This window comes from Sunxiuqinia sp. A32 (assembly GCF_052690465.1).
Genome location: NZ_JBQYLI010000005.1, coordinates 30534 through 47012, shown reverse-complemented (window position 1 = coordinate 47012; position 16479 = coordinate 30534). Strand labels below are relative to the sequence as shown.

Below are 16479 nucleotides of genomic sequence, written 5' to 3'. Positions count from 1 at the left end.
ATTTTTGTGATATTCATTGTGATAATCAGGCTTTCTCGCCGAAAAGAATCTCTTTTTTACCTGGAGGTCCTGGGACACGTTTCATATTAAAACCATTACTAATTAAGGTACGTCTCACTTCCCCTTTGGCTGTATATGTAGCGAAAACTCCTCCTTTTTTTGTGTGATTGGAAACCTTATCTAAAATATCGTGTGTCCACATTTCGGGTTGCTTGCCAGGGGCAAAGGCATCAAAATAGATTAGGTCAAACTCAGGAAAATCTGTTAATTGTATATGTTGAAGATCTCCTTGAATTTTATGTAAGTGGAAATTGGGTGTTATTCCACAAAGCTGATTCCAGGGACATCGGTGCATTTTCAAAAAGACATCGACATCATTCTTTGAAATCATTTTCGGATAATTCAGCATTAAATATTCCTCTTCTGAGAGAGGATACTTTTCGATGCTGTAATAACGAACCTCCCTGTTTCCTTGTTGAATAAGTGTTAAGAAAGCATTTAATCCGGTTCCAAATCCAACTTCAAAAATAGTTAGTGGATTTTGCTCCGTTTTCATCAATCCATTATTAATGAAAACATGCATTGATTCTTGCACTGCCCCGTGTGTCGAGTGGAAATGTTCCTCCATTTGGGGCAGATAAAGTGTGTGTGAACCATCCTCTGTAAGTTGTATCTTTCTTTCCATTGCCAATGTTATAGGCTGCGAATTTCGCTATTTTATTTCAGGCATCCAGCATTTTATCCTATTTTTAGCACAACTAAAAAAATGGATTAACCATGTTGGTAAAGATTTACGAAGAAAATCCAAACTTCAGAGAAGTTGCTAAAGTTGTGGAGATTTTGAAGAATGGCGGTATAATTATTTACCCAACGGATACCGTTTATGGGATAGGCTGTGATATTACCAACAGTAAGGCCGTAGAGAAAATTGCTCGCTATAAAAACATACAGGTTGAAAAATCAAATATGTCATTTATTTGTAGTGATCTCAGTCATTTGGCTGATTTTACCAGACCAATTCCTAATAATATTTTCAAGCTTATCAAGAGTTATCTTCCGGGACCATTTACATTTATTCTGAATGCGAGCAGTAATGTGCCCAAGTATTTTAAAGGAAAGAAGAAAACTGTTGGGATTAGAATTCCAGATAATGAAATTATTCTTGAGATCGTTCGGCAATTAGGGAATCCGATCTTGTCAACTTCCGTTCACGATGAAGATGAAATTTTGGAATATACAACTGATCCTGAGTTAATCCATGAAAAGTTTGGTGACTGGGTTGATGTTGTAATTGACGGTGGATTTGGAGGAAATATCCCATCCACAGTTATTGACTGCACTGATAATGAGCCTGTACTTATTCGACAGGGAAAAGGAGAATTGAAATAATTTTACTGTTTCCAGAACGCTGGTGAGAATAGAACTAAAACGGTAAATAGTTCAAGGCGGCCCAGCAACATTAAAAAAGATAGAAACCACTTTCCAAATGGATGTACATGGGCAAAATTTTCTGCCGGACCTACATTCCCTAAGCCAGGACCAATATTCCCTAAACAGGTAGCTACTGCTCCCATCGACGATTCAAGACTTGGCTCAATCAATGTGAGTATGATCGTACTTAAAAAGAAAATTATAAAATAGAACATGAAGAAAGCCAGTACATTGGTGATCACCTGTTCATTTACAGCACGTTTATTGAATCTCACCGGAATGACTGCATTGGGGTGAAGTAGTCTGCGTAACTCGTAATAGCTATTTTTCATGAGCAGCACGATACGCATAATTTTTATACCTCCACCAGTAGAACCAGCGCTTCCTCCAAAAAAGAAAAGAGCAAATATCAGGATGGTTAAAAATGGAGTCCATGTTAAATAATCAGCAGTTGCATATCCGGTTGTAGTAATAATGGAAACTACTTGAAAAAGCGTGTCTCTGAATGCCTGTTCAAATCCCAAGCTGGTAGTTATCAATAGTCCACTGAAAATGATGGCGGTAAAACCAATAATAAACAGGATGTAATATTTAAATTCTTCGTTTTTATAAACTTTATCAAACTTACCGGTTAATGCACAATATGAAAGACTGAAATTTGTCCCTGCAATAAACATGAAAAATACGATAACATATTGGATATAAGGAGATGACCAGTAAGCGACAGATGCCTGTTTTGTGGAATATCCACCCGTTGCCATGGTGGTAAATGAATGGTTTATTGCATCAAAAAAACTCATTCCACCGATCCAAAGTAAAATGGTTTCAATGATGGTGAATAACAAATAAATAGCCCAAAGATTTTTGGCAGTCTGCTTAATTTTAGGATTGAGTTTGTCAGGTGTTGGCCCTGGTACCTCTGCTGCAAATAACTGCATTCCTCCAATTCCAAAAACTGGTAAAATTGCCAAAGACAAAACAATGATTCCCATTCCACCTAACCATTGTGTCATGCTTCGCCAGAACAAGATTCCATGTGGAAGTGATTCAATATCATTTAAAATTGAAGAACCAGTCGTAGTAAATCCAGACATAGTTTCAAAGAAAGCATCTGTCATAGACGGAATCGCTTCACTCATCAAATATGGAATGCTGCCAAAAAATGAGAATACAACCCAGACTAAACTTACAATGATAAATCCTTCGTGCTTACCGATATTTTTTTCGGCGTTGCGCATTAAAAAAACTGTTGAGGCGCCAACCCCCACGCTTATTAATGACGAATACAATAGCGCTAATAAATCACTTTCCTGGTAGATTGCAGATACTCCCGTTGCAAGAAGCATAAATACTCCTTCAACTATTAAAAGAAACCCAAGAATCTTAAATATTATGCGGAAGTTTATCATGGAATAGTGAAAACTATCTATTTAAAAAACTTATCTAATTTTTTTATAGCAGAAGGTAAGGCAAAAACCACAACTTTGTCACCAGGTTGAATTTCAGTATCACCTTTTGCAACAAATGCTTTTGATCCTCTAATTAAACCACCAATTTTTGCATCTTGAGGAAAATCAAGATCCTTAACAGCGTGCTGCGTAATTCTGGTTCCTTCTCTGGCTATCAATTCAAAAACTTCTGCTTCTGAAGCCGTTAAACATTTCGCTTGTGCAACTTCAGCACCGAGCGTATATTTATAAATATAACTTGCTGCAATTAATTTCTTATTTACCAAGCTGCCGATGTCCATGCTTTCGGCAATTCCCATGAAATCAATGTTTTCAACTTCAGCGACCGTTCGTTTAACTCCGAGGTTTTTAGCTAAATGGCAGGATAAAATATTCGTTTCAGCATTACCTGTTACTGCAATAAAAGCGTCCATTCGCTCAATACGTTCCTCTTTTAGCAAATCCAGGTTTCTTCCGTCACCTTGAATCACTAAAATATTTTCGAATCGGTCTGCAACTTTTTGGCTTCGCTCCTTGCTCGCTTCTATAACTTTAATATTGTATTGGTCACCTAGTCTTTCAACCGTTTTTTGAGCGATACGACTACCACCAAGAATCATAATGTTTCTTACCGGGAAAATTTCTTTGCCAGATAATTCAAATACTTTGTTTTGATGGGCTCTTGTTGTGGTGAAGAATACGATATCTCCATTTTTTATATAGTCTTTTCCGGAAGGTATGATCGTGGTGTTTTCACGATTAATTGCAACAGCAGTAATTTCCGGTTCAAGGAATGATAATTCTTCTAATGATTTATTGAGTAGAGGTGCATTTTCACGAATCTTTATCCCCATTAACTGAAGTTTTCCACTCGAAAACTCAATTAATTGCCGTGTTCCAACTTGTTTAACAGAAGAGGCAATTTCTTTTGCAGCCAGGCTTTCAGGATAAATTAACTCATCAACTCCCAGATTGCGCAGTTTCTCTTTGTTCTTTTCAAAAAGGTATTCTCCATTATTAATCCTGGCAACTGTTCTTTCAGCTCCCATGTCTTTGGCAAGAATACATGCAACAATGTTTCGTTCCTCATAAGGAGTTACTGCAATAAATAAGTCAGCTTTAGATATTCCGGTCTCTTTCAAATCCTTGAATGAATTTGCATATCCGGTAACAGTCAGCAAATCGACTTGGGCGGATAACTTGAGAAGTTTCTCATTATCATCGTCCATAAGTACGATGTCGTGGTCTTCCCTGCTGAGCATTTTTGCAAGGTGGGTTCCAACTTCTCCAGCACCAACAATAACAACCTTCATTTCTGTCCTTTTTCAGTAAAATTAGCCAAGCAAAGTAAAGTATAAAAATATGAACTTCCATAGCTTAAATGCTCTTTTTTTAGCATTATTCATGATAAGTTAAACGCAGTTAAAGTCATATTTTATTATAGATCAATTATAAATGCACCTTCCGCATCTATATTGTGCAAGGTTGGATTGGTAGAAATGTTTGTTTCTTCTTTAAGGAAAACAACTTGTGGTTGAGCTTGTTCAGCTGTCGAGAGTTTTAATTGATTGTCTGATATTATTTGAATAGTTGTATTTGAAAATTGGATAAAGTCATTTTTGATTAGTAAATGTGGGATTTTTAATTGGTTGAAGTGATTGTTTTCAATTGGTATTGGCTCATTTAATTCAAGTTTAGTAATCACGTTGTGATAAGTATAACTAGAAGGTTGATTTTTCGCATCATAAATTAAATAATTTTCTCTTCCATTGATAAGATGAATCGTCCACGAATCAGCTTTGTAAACGATGATCTTGTGCTGGTTAAAATGCTGTGATTTATTGATTATGCCATTCATTTGAAATATGAATAAAAGCAATAAAGCCGCGAATAAATAAGATTTCCGTTTCCACTTAATAAAGAACATCAGCAAAAATGAACAGGAGATTAAACAAATCAATTGTAATGTTGAAATAGAAATACCTTCGATAAGAGAATAGGGGAGTTGTTCAATTTGTTTTAGAATAGATATCGTTGAATTTGTGACTAACTCTAACAGAAACCCTATAATTGAGGCTAGAGTTGGAAGCCAGATGAATAGCAATAAAATAATAGTTAACCCAAGGATTAAGTAGGCCGCAGGGATAACGATAAAATTACTGAGCCAAAAATAAACGGGAAACTGATGAAAGTAAAAGATGCTTAATGCAAATGTACCGATTTGTGCTGCAACTGAAACACAAAATAACTGCCATATTTTATTTATCAACCATGATTTAGGCGAAAGTATTTTTTCGAATCTGGGATAGAAGAAGACAATAGAAATTACTGCCATATATGATAATTGAAATCCAACTTCAAAAAAGAGGTTTGGATTGAAGTGCAATAGAATAAAAGCAGATGCGGCTAGCGAGTTATAAATGGATGCCGGGCGTTTTAAGCTACTCCCAATCAGCAGAAAGCTAAACATTACAGTGGCCCGTTGTACCGATGGTGAAAAACCTGTCAGCAGAGCATAAAACCAAAGTATTGTGCCAATGCTCAATACATAAGCAAAACGTCCGCTCTTTGATCTTTTTAGGAAGAATAAAATCCGACTTAATAACAGGAAAATCATGCCTACGTGTAGACCGGAAACTGCCAGAACATGCATCGCACCTGTTGATGCAAAATATGTTTTGATTTCCTTTGAAAGTTCCTTCCGGTAGCCTAAAGTAAGGGCTGAGATAACTTGAAATGAGTCATTGTTTTTTATATGCGATCTAAGTCTGTCAAGTAGCTTGGATCTGATTTTTTCAGCGAGTATGGTTGGTGTTAGGTTTGATTTTCCTGTAAGCCTAAAATCCTCGTCGCTTAGGAATGCTGAAAAGTAATATCCTTGTTTTGCCATGTATCCCGCATAATCAAATTCGAATGGATTTCCATTGTTTTCAATTCGATTTAATGTGCCACGACCTACGATCTTATCACCCACCTCGATGTTTTTGTTGCGATTGTTTTTCCGAACATATAATAGCGCATTTGAATTATTACAGGATGAAGAATCAGCGATACAAATTTTTACTGATAGCTGGTATGTTTTATTCTTTTCAAGAGGGGGCTGCAATAGTATTGCAGAAATATTGCCCTGATAGTTTTCATGAACTGTTGTTATTCTATTTTGATCTGTAAAATAGCAGGCCAAAAGTATTATCAATGAACTCAAAAAGAGTGAAAAAGTTTAGTCAAAAGGATAGCTTCTTTTACGAGATAAGAAAATGCAGTAAGTTCCAATAACCAAACAAAAAATGGATATTACATAGATGGCTATTGGCAAAAATGTGGAAACCAAAATGCCTGTTATCCACAGGCATACGATTCGTAAAAATGGATTGTTTTTATATACATTCACAGCCAGGGGTTTTGGCTATGTACGTAACAAATAAAATAAAGTTCTACTGTTAAGTAAAGTTTGACTTTAAAGTGTTATTTTTTCCCCGGAATACGAATCCGATACGAAGTGTTAACTTTCCCTTTTGTAATTGCAGACAGTTTCCCTTTAAGTAATCTCTTTTTCAGCGGGTTCAAGTGATCCGTTAACAGAATGCCTTCAAGATGGTCATATTCGTGCTGGATAACTCGCGCAGCAAAACCACCATATTCTTCAATATATTCGTTGAAGTTTTCATCAACGTATTTGATTTTTATTTTTTCAGGTCGAGAAACATCTTCTCGTATTTCAGGCAAACTTAAACAGCCCTCGTTCATAATCCATGGATCTCCGGAGCGTTCCAGAATTTCGGGATTGATAAATGCTTTTTTGAAATTTTCCAATTCGGGTTCTTCTTCTGCAGCACTAGAGGCATCAATTACGAAAATACGAATTGCTTTGCCGATTTGAGGGGCTGCCAAACCAACACCATCGGAATGATACATGGTTTCGAACATGTTTTCAACGAGTACCTCAAGTTCTTTATAGTCTTTTTCAATTGGTTCTGATATTTTTCTTAGAACAGGATCGCCATATACCGTAATTGGATAAATCATTGTTTAAATCTTTGTTGTTGCATGTATGTCTGCAAAATTATTGTTGCACTAACCGCGTCAATAGTTGCTTTATTTTGACGGTCTTTTTTCTTTAATCCAGCATCAATCATGGTTTGAAATGCCATTTTTGATGTGAACCGCTCATCTACCAGTTCAATCTCCATATCAGGATATAACTTCTGAAATCGCTTCAGGAACGGGTTGATATACAAAACGGACTGGGAAGGTTCATTGTTCATTTGTCGAGGATAGCCAATAACAACTTTTTCAACATCTTCTTTCTGAAAATAATCTTTCAAAAAATCCCAGATCAAATGACTTGAAACAGTTGTAAGTTTGTTGGCAATAATTTGCATGGGGTCGGTAACCGCTATTCCAACTCTTTTTTTTCCAAAATCAATCGCTAATATTCTTCCCACTGAATAATTTTTCTGCAAAAATAATATTCTTCACCATTTTTCTGCCTGAATTTTAAAAAATATTATTCTGAACCATCTTGTAAGATGTTGATTGATAAAAATTTGTGATTTTGGCATGCGCTTTGCAATGTGTTGAGTAACTGATTACCGGTAAATGCAGGCACCAGAAAAATACATTTTTAAACTTAAAAACTGGAAGCCATGAAAACAAAAAGAATTAAGCTGATTGCATTGATGATTACACTTGCAGCAGTACTAACAGGATTTAACGCAGAGGCACAAAAAAGAGAATATCGTTCAAACAAAAATGATAACAATAAAGGGAAACGATATCAGACTGAGAACAGACAAAAGAGAGAGTATAAAAAATCGGAAAGAAACTATAAAGGTTGGGGAGATGTTAAGAAAAGCAAGAAATACGATAAAAAGAACCGTGATTTCGCATACAAGCACAATGATCGTCATTTTGACTATAAATATTATGACCGCCATCACGATTACAGATATCACCATCCAAAATACGGGACCGTTTACAGGAAATTCCACAAAGCGCCCTTAAAGTTGAGACACGCTCGTGGTGATTATTACTTTTATGGAGGACATTACTATCGCTACTACAGCAGGATAGGTTATGTAAGAGTTGAACTACCCAGACACTTGGTATTTGATAGATTGCCTTTCAATTGCGAAGCGTACAGAGTTGGACATCACACATACTATCGTCATGGAGATTTAATGTTCGAAAGGTGTGATCATGGTTACCGACTAGCTCCTTCTATAGGAATACAAATTTCAGCCCATTTCTAAACCCGATAAATTTCATTTACTTAAAAAGTGGCTTCCCATCTGGGAGCCACTTTTGTTTTTTATAATTTGTATGCCTGAAGTTGATTCAGTGTTTTGTAATATTCCAATTCAATTTCCATTTGCTTGTCCATGGATTGATAATAAAACGCCAGCTCATTAAAATATTCAATAACCGACAATTGGCCTAATTCCAATGCTTTATTGAGAAAATTAATATTTGCTGCCTGTTTGAGAGTTTGATCAAACTCATCAAGAATTTTAGCATATTCTTTGACTTTGTTGTACTTTTTCACAAAGTCAGTCCATATAATTTCCTGACGGCTTTGAAATTGATTCTCCTTAAAATCCGCATATGCCAAAGCATACTTTACTTTATTTTTGTCTTTCCAAAGCGGTATGGAAACGCCTCCTACAAATCCCCGGAAAGTTCCTTCCTGTTCTACTTCGCCCTGGTAGCCTAATTCAATATCCGGAATCCAACTTTGCCTGGCGAGTTTTACTTGCATTTCAGCCAGATTTATGTTTTGTTTTAATAATTGAAGTTCTGGATGCAAATTTTGTAACTCGGATATAATTGAATCTTGTGTTGCAAATGAAACAAGTGGAAATTCAGTTTTGATGGCTTCCGGAATTTCTGTTCCACACAATAGCGCTAATTCTTTTCGAATGGAGTTTAAATCTTGTTGCAAAAGTTCATAGCTGCTTTTTATATTTAAGAACTGAATTTTCGATTTATTCAAATCCAGGATAGAGGCATTTCCATTATCAAATTGCTTTTGATAGGACTCTATTAAATTAGTAGCATGACCAAGTCGCTTTTTATATTCATGTTCCTTTTTTAGCAGGAAAATGAAATCATAAAATCGATTTTTGGCCTCCAATAGTTTCTCCATGCGATAGATTTCAAACTCGAGATTTGATAATTCTCCTTGTTGATTGGCAACTTTTTTACGGGTACCGAGAATCGTTGAAAATTCAAACGACTGTTTAATGCTATAAATGGTTTTGTGATCTATTGCTGAATTATTTCCGGGTAAATATCCATACTCAACTGTCGGGTTGTCAAGAGTGACTCCAGTTTGCTGATTTAGTTTTTCTGCTTTAGTGAGTTTCTTTGCAGCAAGCATTTCGCTATTATTGGTTTCAACCAATTCTAAAAACTCATCAACTCCCATTTGGGCATGTGAAATTGCTGAAATAAACACCAGAGCAAGCGTAATTATGTATTTCATCTTAATTTTTCTTTTTGTTGAGCAAATAATAAATTACAGGGACAACATAAATATTCAATAAGGTTGAACTTAGCAGACCACCTAAAATTACGATGGCCATTGGACTTTGGATTTCATTTCCTGGTTTGTCGCCTGCAAATGCAAGTGGAATTAAAGCTAATGCTGCTGTTAGAGCAGTCATTAATATCGGATTTAGCCGATCCGTTGAGCCGTTAATGATTCGTTCTTTTAGAGATTCCCCATTTGCTGCAAGGGCTTCGTAGTTTGTAATTAGAAGAATTCCGTTGCGTGTTGCAATTCCAAACAAAGTTATGAACCCAATAATTGCAGGAATACTTATTACTCCGGAATCGAACCAAACAGCAACTACACCACCAATTAAAGCCAGTGGCAGATTGACCAGTACAATTAATGCTAACTTTGTCTTTTTAAATTCAATAAACAGTAAAATGAAAATTACCAGCAGAGCTCCTAGAAAGGCAAACATTAATGTTTGCGATGCCTGTGCTTCACTTTCAAACTGTCCTCCATATTCAATTCTGTAATTTTCCGGTAACTCAATATTGGTATTGATTTGTTGCTGAATGTCAGAAACCACATTGCGTACATCGCGATCAGCAACATTCACAGCAACGACAATTTTACGCATCACATTCTCGCGTCCAATGGTGTTTGGGCCAAAGTCTGACTTTATATCAGCCACATAATAAAGAGGCACCTTTTGACCATCATGGGTGTCGATTAGAGAATTTTTTATTGCTTCCAGATTGTCACGATATTTATCATCCAAACGAAGAACCATGTCGAAAGCTTTTTCATTTTCGAAGACATCCGATATTTTTTCGCCACCCAAGGCTATTTCAACAAATTCCAAAAACTCATTAACCGGAATCCCATATCGGGCAAGCATTTCTCGGTTTGGTTTAATTTGTATTTGGGGAATCTCTATTTGCTGTTCAACTGACAAATCTCCAATTCCATCAACTCTTTGTATGACATCCCGAATTTGATTTGCAATTCGAAACATTTCATTCAAATCACTTCCAAAAAGTTTAATGGCAATGTTTGTTTTTGAGCCGGATAACATGGCATCTATGCGATGGCTAATTGGCTGGCCAACTTCAACAATCACTCCTTCGATACTGTTAAGTTTTTCCCGTACTTCTTTTAAAAACTCACTACGCGAACGATCCTCCAATTGGAACGGTGCATCAATTTCTGATACATTTACTCCAAATGCATGTTCTGCTAATTCAGCCCTTCCTGTTCGCCGTGCCACTGCCTTAATCTCTGGTATTGAAAGCAATGCTTTTTCTGCTTTGATTCCAATTTTATTCGATTCTTTGAGGTTGATGCCGGGCATCGTCGCAGTATTGATCGTAAGTGAGCCTTCGTTAAAAGGAGGTAGAAAACTTCGGCCGAAACTGCTAATAAGGATGACTGACAGGATAACAAGTACGCCTGAAATTCCAATTACCCAGTTTTTATGGTTAATCGTTTTACTTAAACTTTGGCTGTAATGCTTTCTTAGGAATTGTTCCGTGCGACTACCTGATTCCTGCTTCCTTAGTTGTTTTTCCTTGGATAACAGAAGGCTGGATAGTACAGGAATAACTGTTACAGCAACAAACAATGACGCAAAAAGTGATACGATGTAAGCAATTCCCAGAGGTTTCAACATCCTTCCTTCCATGCCGGTAAGAAAGAAAAGTGGGAGAAAGGCAACAATAATAATTAGAGTTGCATTCAGTATTGAGGCTCTGATTTCAACTGAAGCCTCATAAACCACCTGAAAATTTGATTTCCGTTCTTCTAAGGGGCGTTGTATATTTTGCCGAAGCCGTTTATAAACATTTTCCACATCAATAATCGCATCATCAACCAGCGAGCCAATGGCAATCGTCATTCCTCCAAGAGTCATCGTATTGATCGAGATGTCCAGAAATTTCATGACAAGTATTGCAACAAGCAGCGAAAGTGGAATTGCTATAACTGAAATGATCGTGGTCCTGTAGTTCATCAGAAAGATGAAAAGTATGATGATGACAAAAAGTCCGCCTTCTAAAAGTGCTTTTTTCACATTATTAACGGCTGTTTGAATAAAGTTAGCCTGTTCAAAAATGTCGGTGTGAATTTCAACATCCTCCGGAAGTGTTTTTTTTAGGTCATTTAGGGAAGATTTAATTTTTTCTGTTAGATCGAGCGTGTTGATATTGGGCTGTTTGGTGATCGTAAGAATTACAGCTTGTTCTCCACGGTAGGAGGCATCTCCAATTTTAGGGGCAGGACCAATTTTTATCGTAGCAATGTCACTTACTTTTACCGGATGACCATCAATCATTTTAACAAGGGTGTTTCCAATTTCATCAACCTTGCTGCTTCTTCCTGTTCCGCGAATTAGGTATTCCTGACCGTGCTCATTGATAAAGCCTCCCGACACATTTTCATTTGAGAATGTGCACGCTTGTATTAATTGATCAAATGAAACTTCAAAGAATTTCATCTTCAGTGGATCGGCAAGTACCTGGTATTCTTTAAACTCACCTCCAATGATTGCCACCTGGGCAACACCTCCAACCGAAAGTAAATTAGGACGTAGGTTCCATTCAGCAATTGTTCGTACATCCATTGGAGAAGTCTCATCAGCTGTTAAAGCTATCATCATGATTTCTCCCATAATGGATGATTGTGGAGCCAAGGTGGGAGCACCAACTCCAACAGGCATTTGTCCGGAGATTGCTGATAATTTTTCACTAACAATCTGACGGGCATCGTAAATATCCATTCCCCAGTCAAATTCAACCCAGACAATGGAAAACCCCATTGCGGATGACGAACGAACCCTGCGAATATTGGTTGCTCCGTTGACGGCCGTTTCAATAGGAAACGTAACTAAACGTTCAACTTCTTCGGGAGCCATACCATGGGCTTCTGTGAGAACTACAACTGTGGGAGCATTTAGGTCAGGGAAAACATCAATTTCCATTTTGGAGGCAACCCACGAGCCGGCTCCAATAATCAGGAAAGCGATTAAAAGAACCACCACCTTATGCTTTAGCGCATATTCAATAATTTTATTTAGCATGTGATTAAAGGCGTTTGGTTAATGTTGATGTGTATGGGCAGGCAGCGATGATGAAAGAGAGGCCAACTTAATTTGGTAAACATTTTTCGTGGCAATATGATCTCCTTGTTTTAATCCGCTGCTAATGTGAAAACTTTCACCATCATGGCAATCAATAGATACCATTCGTTTTTCAAATCCGTCATGACCTTCAGCGTAAACGTAATAATTTCCAGCTTCTTCAAGTATGGCTGTTTTAGGTATCACAATGCTATTGGGAACCGATGCTGTTTTTAGAAATATCTCAACAAATGATCCGGAAAGCAGACTTCCAACATTATCAATTTCAAAATAAATTGGGGTGAATAACGAGTTGGATAGCGTGCTTTTCCCATAAGAGATAAATTTCCCGTTAAGTTCACTGGTTTTGTAAAGACGTTGATCATAGGGAGTGATGAAATTAGCAGTATTAATTTCCTTGAGTTTGCTGAAGAACCGTTGAGGAACATCTGCTTTTACAACAAGTCGCTTATTCTGAGTTATTCTCAAAAGTGGCTGGCCGGTAGTAACGTATTGTCCTTCAGTGATAATTATGTCTTTAATATAACCACTTGAGAGTGCTGCCACTTTTTGCCCCCCCGATGAGTAGTTTTGTTTGACTATTTCATAGTTGTTCTTAGCCTTTAGAAAAGTCATTTCAATATCAGCCAGATCTTTGTCGGAAGTAATCTTATCCTCATTCAAAATTTTCGCTCGCTCATAATTGGACTGAGCAGTTTCAAATTCAGATTTTGAATCGCGGAAAGTATTTTCAATGTTGTCGTGAATCAGTCCTTTACCTGAAATTGTAAGAAGAATTTCTCCTTTTTTTACTTCTTTCCCGGCTAGCAATGATTTTGTCCCAAAAACTACGATTCCATCGTGAATGGCTGTTAGGGTCTGCTCATCACTTTGGGCTGGTATAATCACACCACTTGTATGGATGACTTCCTGAAAACCGACTGGATCTACTTCAATGACACCGTATTTTAGATCATGTTCGTGTTCGCTTAATTCCTCATGCAGATGATCTTCACCTTCATGCTCCTTTTCTTCAAGAATATGTGCACTTTGCTCGTGTTCATGATCGTGGTTCTCGTTATGCTCATGAATTTCGATCTGATGTTCATTGTTTTCATTGTGTTTGTGTTCGCCACAAGAAATTGCAGCAAAGATATATGTTGACAAAACGGTCAATAATAAAACTCGTTTCATTGTTATCAATTTTTAAAATGGAAAATTCTGATCACTTTAGACGCTATCAAATAAATGTTGAATTTGTACAGACGGATTTATCCAAGTGCCGGGGGCCCACGCAGGGCACCAATTTCAGAAAGTAGGGGAGATGAATGATCTATTTGTAACGGACAAATAGTTGTTGATTTTGCTGAAAAAATGATTGGTTTTGAATTTTGCTCCGAAAAATTGAGAATATCCAGACTAAGTTTGCTAAGCGGTGAAGTTGTTTTTGCATTAAACTCACATCCATTACATGCATCGTGCTCATGCTGGTTCCCCGCAGCAAGTAGTTCGATGATATTGATTTTTACATTCTCAAGTTTTTGATCGTGTGAAGAGCAGCATTCCTGGTGGCATGCTTCTTTTGTTTGTTCGAATCCTATATGGTGATGATGAGGTATAAAGCTATGAGCCGTCAGGATTATTCCTGCCAACCAAAGCATAACAGTTCCAATTATTTTTTTTATTTGCCTCATTCTGAATAGCTACGAATGCAAAAATACATTTTTCAATTACAAATCAATTTAAAATGGGTTTTTATTTTAATAGGTTCTGGTTTCCTCGGCAAATTTGTTAAATCGGAATGTAAAAGTAAAATTCGGAACCTTTGCCAGGTTTTGAAGTCACTCCAATTTCACCTCCCAGAATGTTGACAATATTTTTAGAAATAGCTAATCCCAATCCAGTACCACCGTAATTGTTTTTAGTGTTTATTTTTGCTTGCACAAAGCGTTGAAAGATTGTCTCTTGATCCTCTTTTGATATGCCAATCCCAGTATCTGAAATCTCAAATCGAATTTTATTTTCAGTTTTAGTTACGTTTAGTTTGATCGATCCACGGTGGGTGAATTTAATCGCATTCCCAATTAAGTTTACCAAAACCTGCTTAATACGAAATTCATCAGAGTTTAAGAGATAGTTAACTGGGATTTTTGTTTTCACATCAAACTTTATGGCTGAATTACCATCTTTGTTTAATTGTTCCTGAAATTGCTTCTCAATTGTTTCAATTAATGAATCAAGCCTGAATTTTCGTTTTGAGATATTTAGTTGGTCAGACTCGATTTTTGAAATGTCGATAATATCATTAATGAGTCCGAGCAAATGTTGTCCATTGTCAATAATGATTTGTGTAAAATCTTTTTTCGAATCGCAATTCAGGGATGGATCATTAATCAACTCGGAGAAACCCAGTATTGCATTCATCGGTGTTCGAATCTCGTGTGACATGTTTGCCAAAAATGCAGTTTTTAGTCGGTCGGATTCCTGAGCTTTCTTTTGTTCTTTTAATAGTTTCTTATGAGTTTTCTCCTGCTCATTAATCATTTCATTGGCAATAGTCCCCATCTGTTTAAACTCATTGAAGTTTAAATCATTGGTTTCGATCGTTTTATATTTCCCTTTCCCAATTGTAAAGAAGTGGTTGAAGTGCGAAAAATCTGCAGTATACTTTTTATTGAATCGCAGAATAACGTAAAATTGGATTGATAAAATCAGAATAAGAATTAGGATTATTTGTAGAAGGTCTTCAATTAGTGCTTTTTTTAGATTTTTCTGTTGAATGGCTAAAACACTGTCGATTTCATCCAGATAGTATCCGGCTCCAACAAACCAATTACAAGGTTTAAATAATTTGACATATGAAATTTTTGGACTTGGGGCAGATCCATCAATCTTTTTCCATTCATAAGTGAAATAGCCACCGTCAGGGTAATTCGATTTTGCCGTATTTGTTTGTAATTCGAAAATTTCCTTTTTCTTTAAATCGCTGCCATCATAAAAATTAAAACTTCCGGAGAATATCTGTCCATTCATCGCAATGGGATCTCCATCAGTTTCATTTAGAAATATATACCCGCCATGTCTAAATCGCATCGAACTCGTTTTTGATGCAATTTGTAACTTGAAGTCATTGTAATAATCTTCAAGGTATCCTTTCGAGCCTATGTACCAGTTAAAATGTCCGAATTTTTTCACAAAGGTGACTTTCTGTTGAGGGATGCTGTCAAAATTCGCATTTGGTGAATACGCTAAAAATCCTTCATCATTCGATTTTAAGAAATCAACTTCAGCTTGCACAACGCGGTTCCCATTTATATCCTCCAGATCTGTCAAATTAATTCCGCTATATTCCGGCCTTCCGGCATAGTAAACGCCGTATCCGGAGGTTGTATTTATAAAAATTTTTGAAAATTTATTTTGAGGTTCAAGTGATGACAGGGCGTTGATAATCAGTTTCTTTAATTCGGGTGTTGTGAGCTTGTCATTGTATTCGGTATATAAGTTTTCGGCCAGTTTGCAGGCATTCAATACGTTTTGCCGGAATCTCTCTCTTGTTTTAATGTCAAAGTGACTTTTCTGCTCTTGAATATATTGAACTTCTCCGTCAATGAGATCTTTTATAAATTCTTTTTGTTCACTTAAATAAGATTGTTTTAGGTCTTCGTTGATTCGTTTAAATGTAGTAATCTCATGCGCAGAATAAGCGACAGCAATTACAATAGTCGTAAGCACTGTAGAAACAATAACCAATAACTTAATGTATGAAGATATGCTGTTGACTTTATATGCTTTCTGCAGATGACTATTCTTCATCAACGAATGGTTTTTTTTGATGCCTCTAATTTATATACAAAGAATGAAAATGTGTCAGGTTGGACTGCTTTAATTTGAAAATATTACAGATTGAAATGTAAAAAAGAGGACGATATATTGAACAATATGGCTTGGATGTTGAATTTTTGTCAGTGGGCTGTTAAAACTTGTTAAACAAA

At 36.5% G+C, this 16479-nt stretch carries 13 protein-coding genes; 2 read left to right on the top strand and 11 right to left on the bottom strand.

All coding sequences use genetic code 11. The features are described 5' to 3' along the window. Positions 1 to 25: 25 nt before the first annotated feature. Entirely contained in the window at positions 26 to 685 is a 660-nt protein-coding gene (gene mnmD / locus ACUNWD_RS06425) for a tRNA (5-methylaminomethyl-2-thiouridine)(34)-methyltransferase MnmD (protein WP_445586962.1), read from the bottom strand. A gap of 92 nt (positions 686 to 777) precedes the next feature. Between mnmD and ACUNWD_RS06420 the strand changes: the two genes are divergently transcribed. After that, a complete protein-coding gene (locus ACUNWD_RS06420) occupies positions 778 to 1389 on the top strand; it encodes an L-threonylcarbamoyladenylate synthase (protein ID WP_445586961.1) in 612 nt (203 codons plus the stop codon). Positions 1390 to 1391: 2 nt separating this feature from the next. Here ACUNWD_RS06420 and ACUNWD_RS06415 read toward each other — a convergent pair whose 3' ends face one another. From ACUNWD_RS06415 to ruvX, 5 genes are all read right to left on the bottom strand, one after another. Further along, positions 1392 to 2777, bottom strand: a complete 1386-nt coding sequence (locus ACUNWD_RS06415; RefSeq protein WP_445586960.1) for a TrkH family potassium uptake protein — start codon at positions 2775 to 2777, stop codon at positions 1392 to 1394. Between the two features lie 80 nt (positions 2778 to 2857). Beyond that, on the bottom strand, positions 2858 to 4192 hold the full coding sequence (trkA, locus tag ACUNWD_RS06410; protein WP_445586959.1) for a Trk system potassium transporter TrkA: 1335 nt from the start codon (positions 4190 to 4192) through the stop codon (positions 2858 to 2860). Between the two features lie 125 nt (positions 4193 to 4317). Then, complete coding sequence (locus tag ACUNWD_RS06405; RefSeq protein WP_445586958.1) at positions 4318 to 6084, bottom strand: ComEC/Rec2 family competence protein; 1767 nt, start codon at positions 6082 to 6084, stop codon at positions 4318 to 4320. Positions 6085 to 6344: 260 nt separating this feature from the next. Beyond that, positions 6345 to 6905, bottom strand: coding sequence for a peptide deformylase (gene def / locus ACUNWD_RS06400; protein ID WP_445586957.1), 561 nt, complete (start codon positions 6903 to 6905; stop codon positions 6345 to 6347). Next, complete coding sequence (gene ruvX, locus ACUNWD_RS06395) at positions 6902 to 7324, bottom strand: Holliday junction resolvase RuvX (RefSeq protein ID WP_445586956.1); 423 nt, start codon at positions 7322 to 7324, stop codon at positions 6902 to 6904. The genes def and ruvX overlap by 4 nt, the downstream gene beginning before the upstream one ends. A gap of 201 nt (positions 7325 to 7525) precedes the next feature. Here ruvX and ACUNWD_RS06390 point away from each other — a divergent pair, with 201 nt between their 5' ends. After that, positions 7526 to 8131, top strand: a complete 606-nt coding sequence (locus tag ACUNWD_RS06390) for a hypothetical protein (RefSeq protein WP_445586955.1) — start codon at positions 7526 to 7528, stop codon at positions 8129 to 8131. Positions 8132 to 8190: 59 nt separating this feature from the next. Here ACUNWD_RS06390 and ACUNWD_RS06385 read toward each other — a convergent pair whose 3' ends face one another. From ACUNWD_RS06385 to ACUNWD_RS06365, 5 genes are all read right to left on the bottom strand, one after another. Beyond that, positions 8191 to 9363 (bottom strand): TolC family protein, encoded by a 1173-nt coding sequence (locus ACUNWD_RS06385; RefSeq protein ID WP_445586954.1) that lies wholly within the window; start codon positions 9361 to 9363, stop codon positions 8191 to 8193. A 1-nt stretch (position 9364) separates the two neighbouring features. After that, entirely contained in the window at positions 9365 to 12448 is a 3084-nt protein-coding gene (locus ACUNWD_RS06380; RefSeq protein WP_445586953.1) for an efflux RND transporter permease subunit, read from the bottom strand. An 18-nt stretch (positions 12449 to 12466) separates the two neighbouring features. Then, a complete protein-coding gene (locus ACUNWD_RS06375; protein ID WP_445586952.1) occupies positions 12467 to 13681 on the bottom strand; it encodes an efflux RND transporter periplasmic adaptor subunit in 1215 nt (404 codons plus the stop codon). A 77-nt stretch (positions 13682 to 13758) separates the two neighbouring features. Beyond that, complete coding sequence (locus ACUNWD_RS06370; protein ID WP_445586951.1) at positions 13759 to 14181, bottom strand: hypothetical protein; 423 nt, start codon at positions 14179 to 14181, stop codon at positions 13759 to 13761. 97 nt (positions 14182 to 14278) lie between these two features. Next, on the bottom strand, positions 14279 to 16300 hold the full coding sequence (locus ACUNWD_RS06365) for a cache domain-containing protein (RefSeq protein ID WP_445586950.1): 2022 nt from the start codon (positions 16298 to 16300) through the stop codon (positions 14279 to 14281). Positions 16301 to 16479 lie beyond the last annotated feature (179 nt).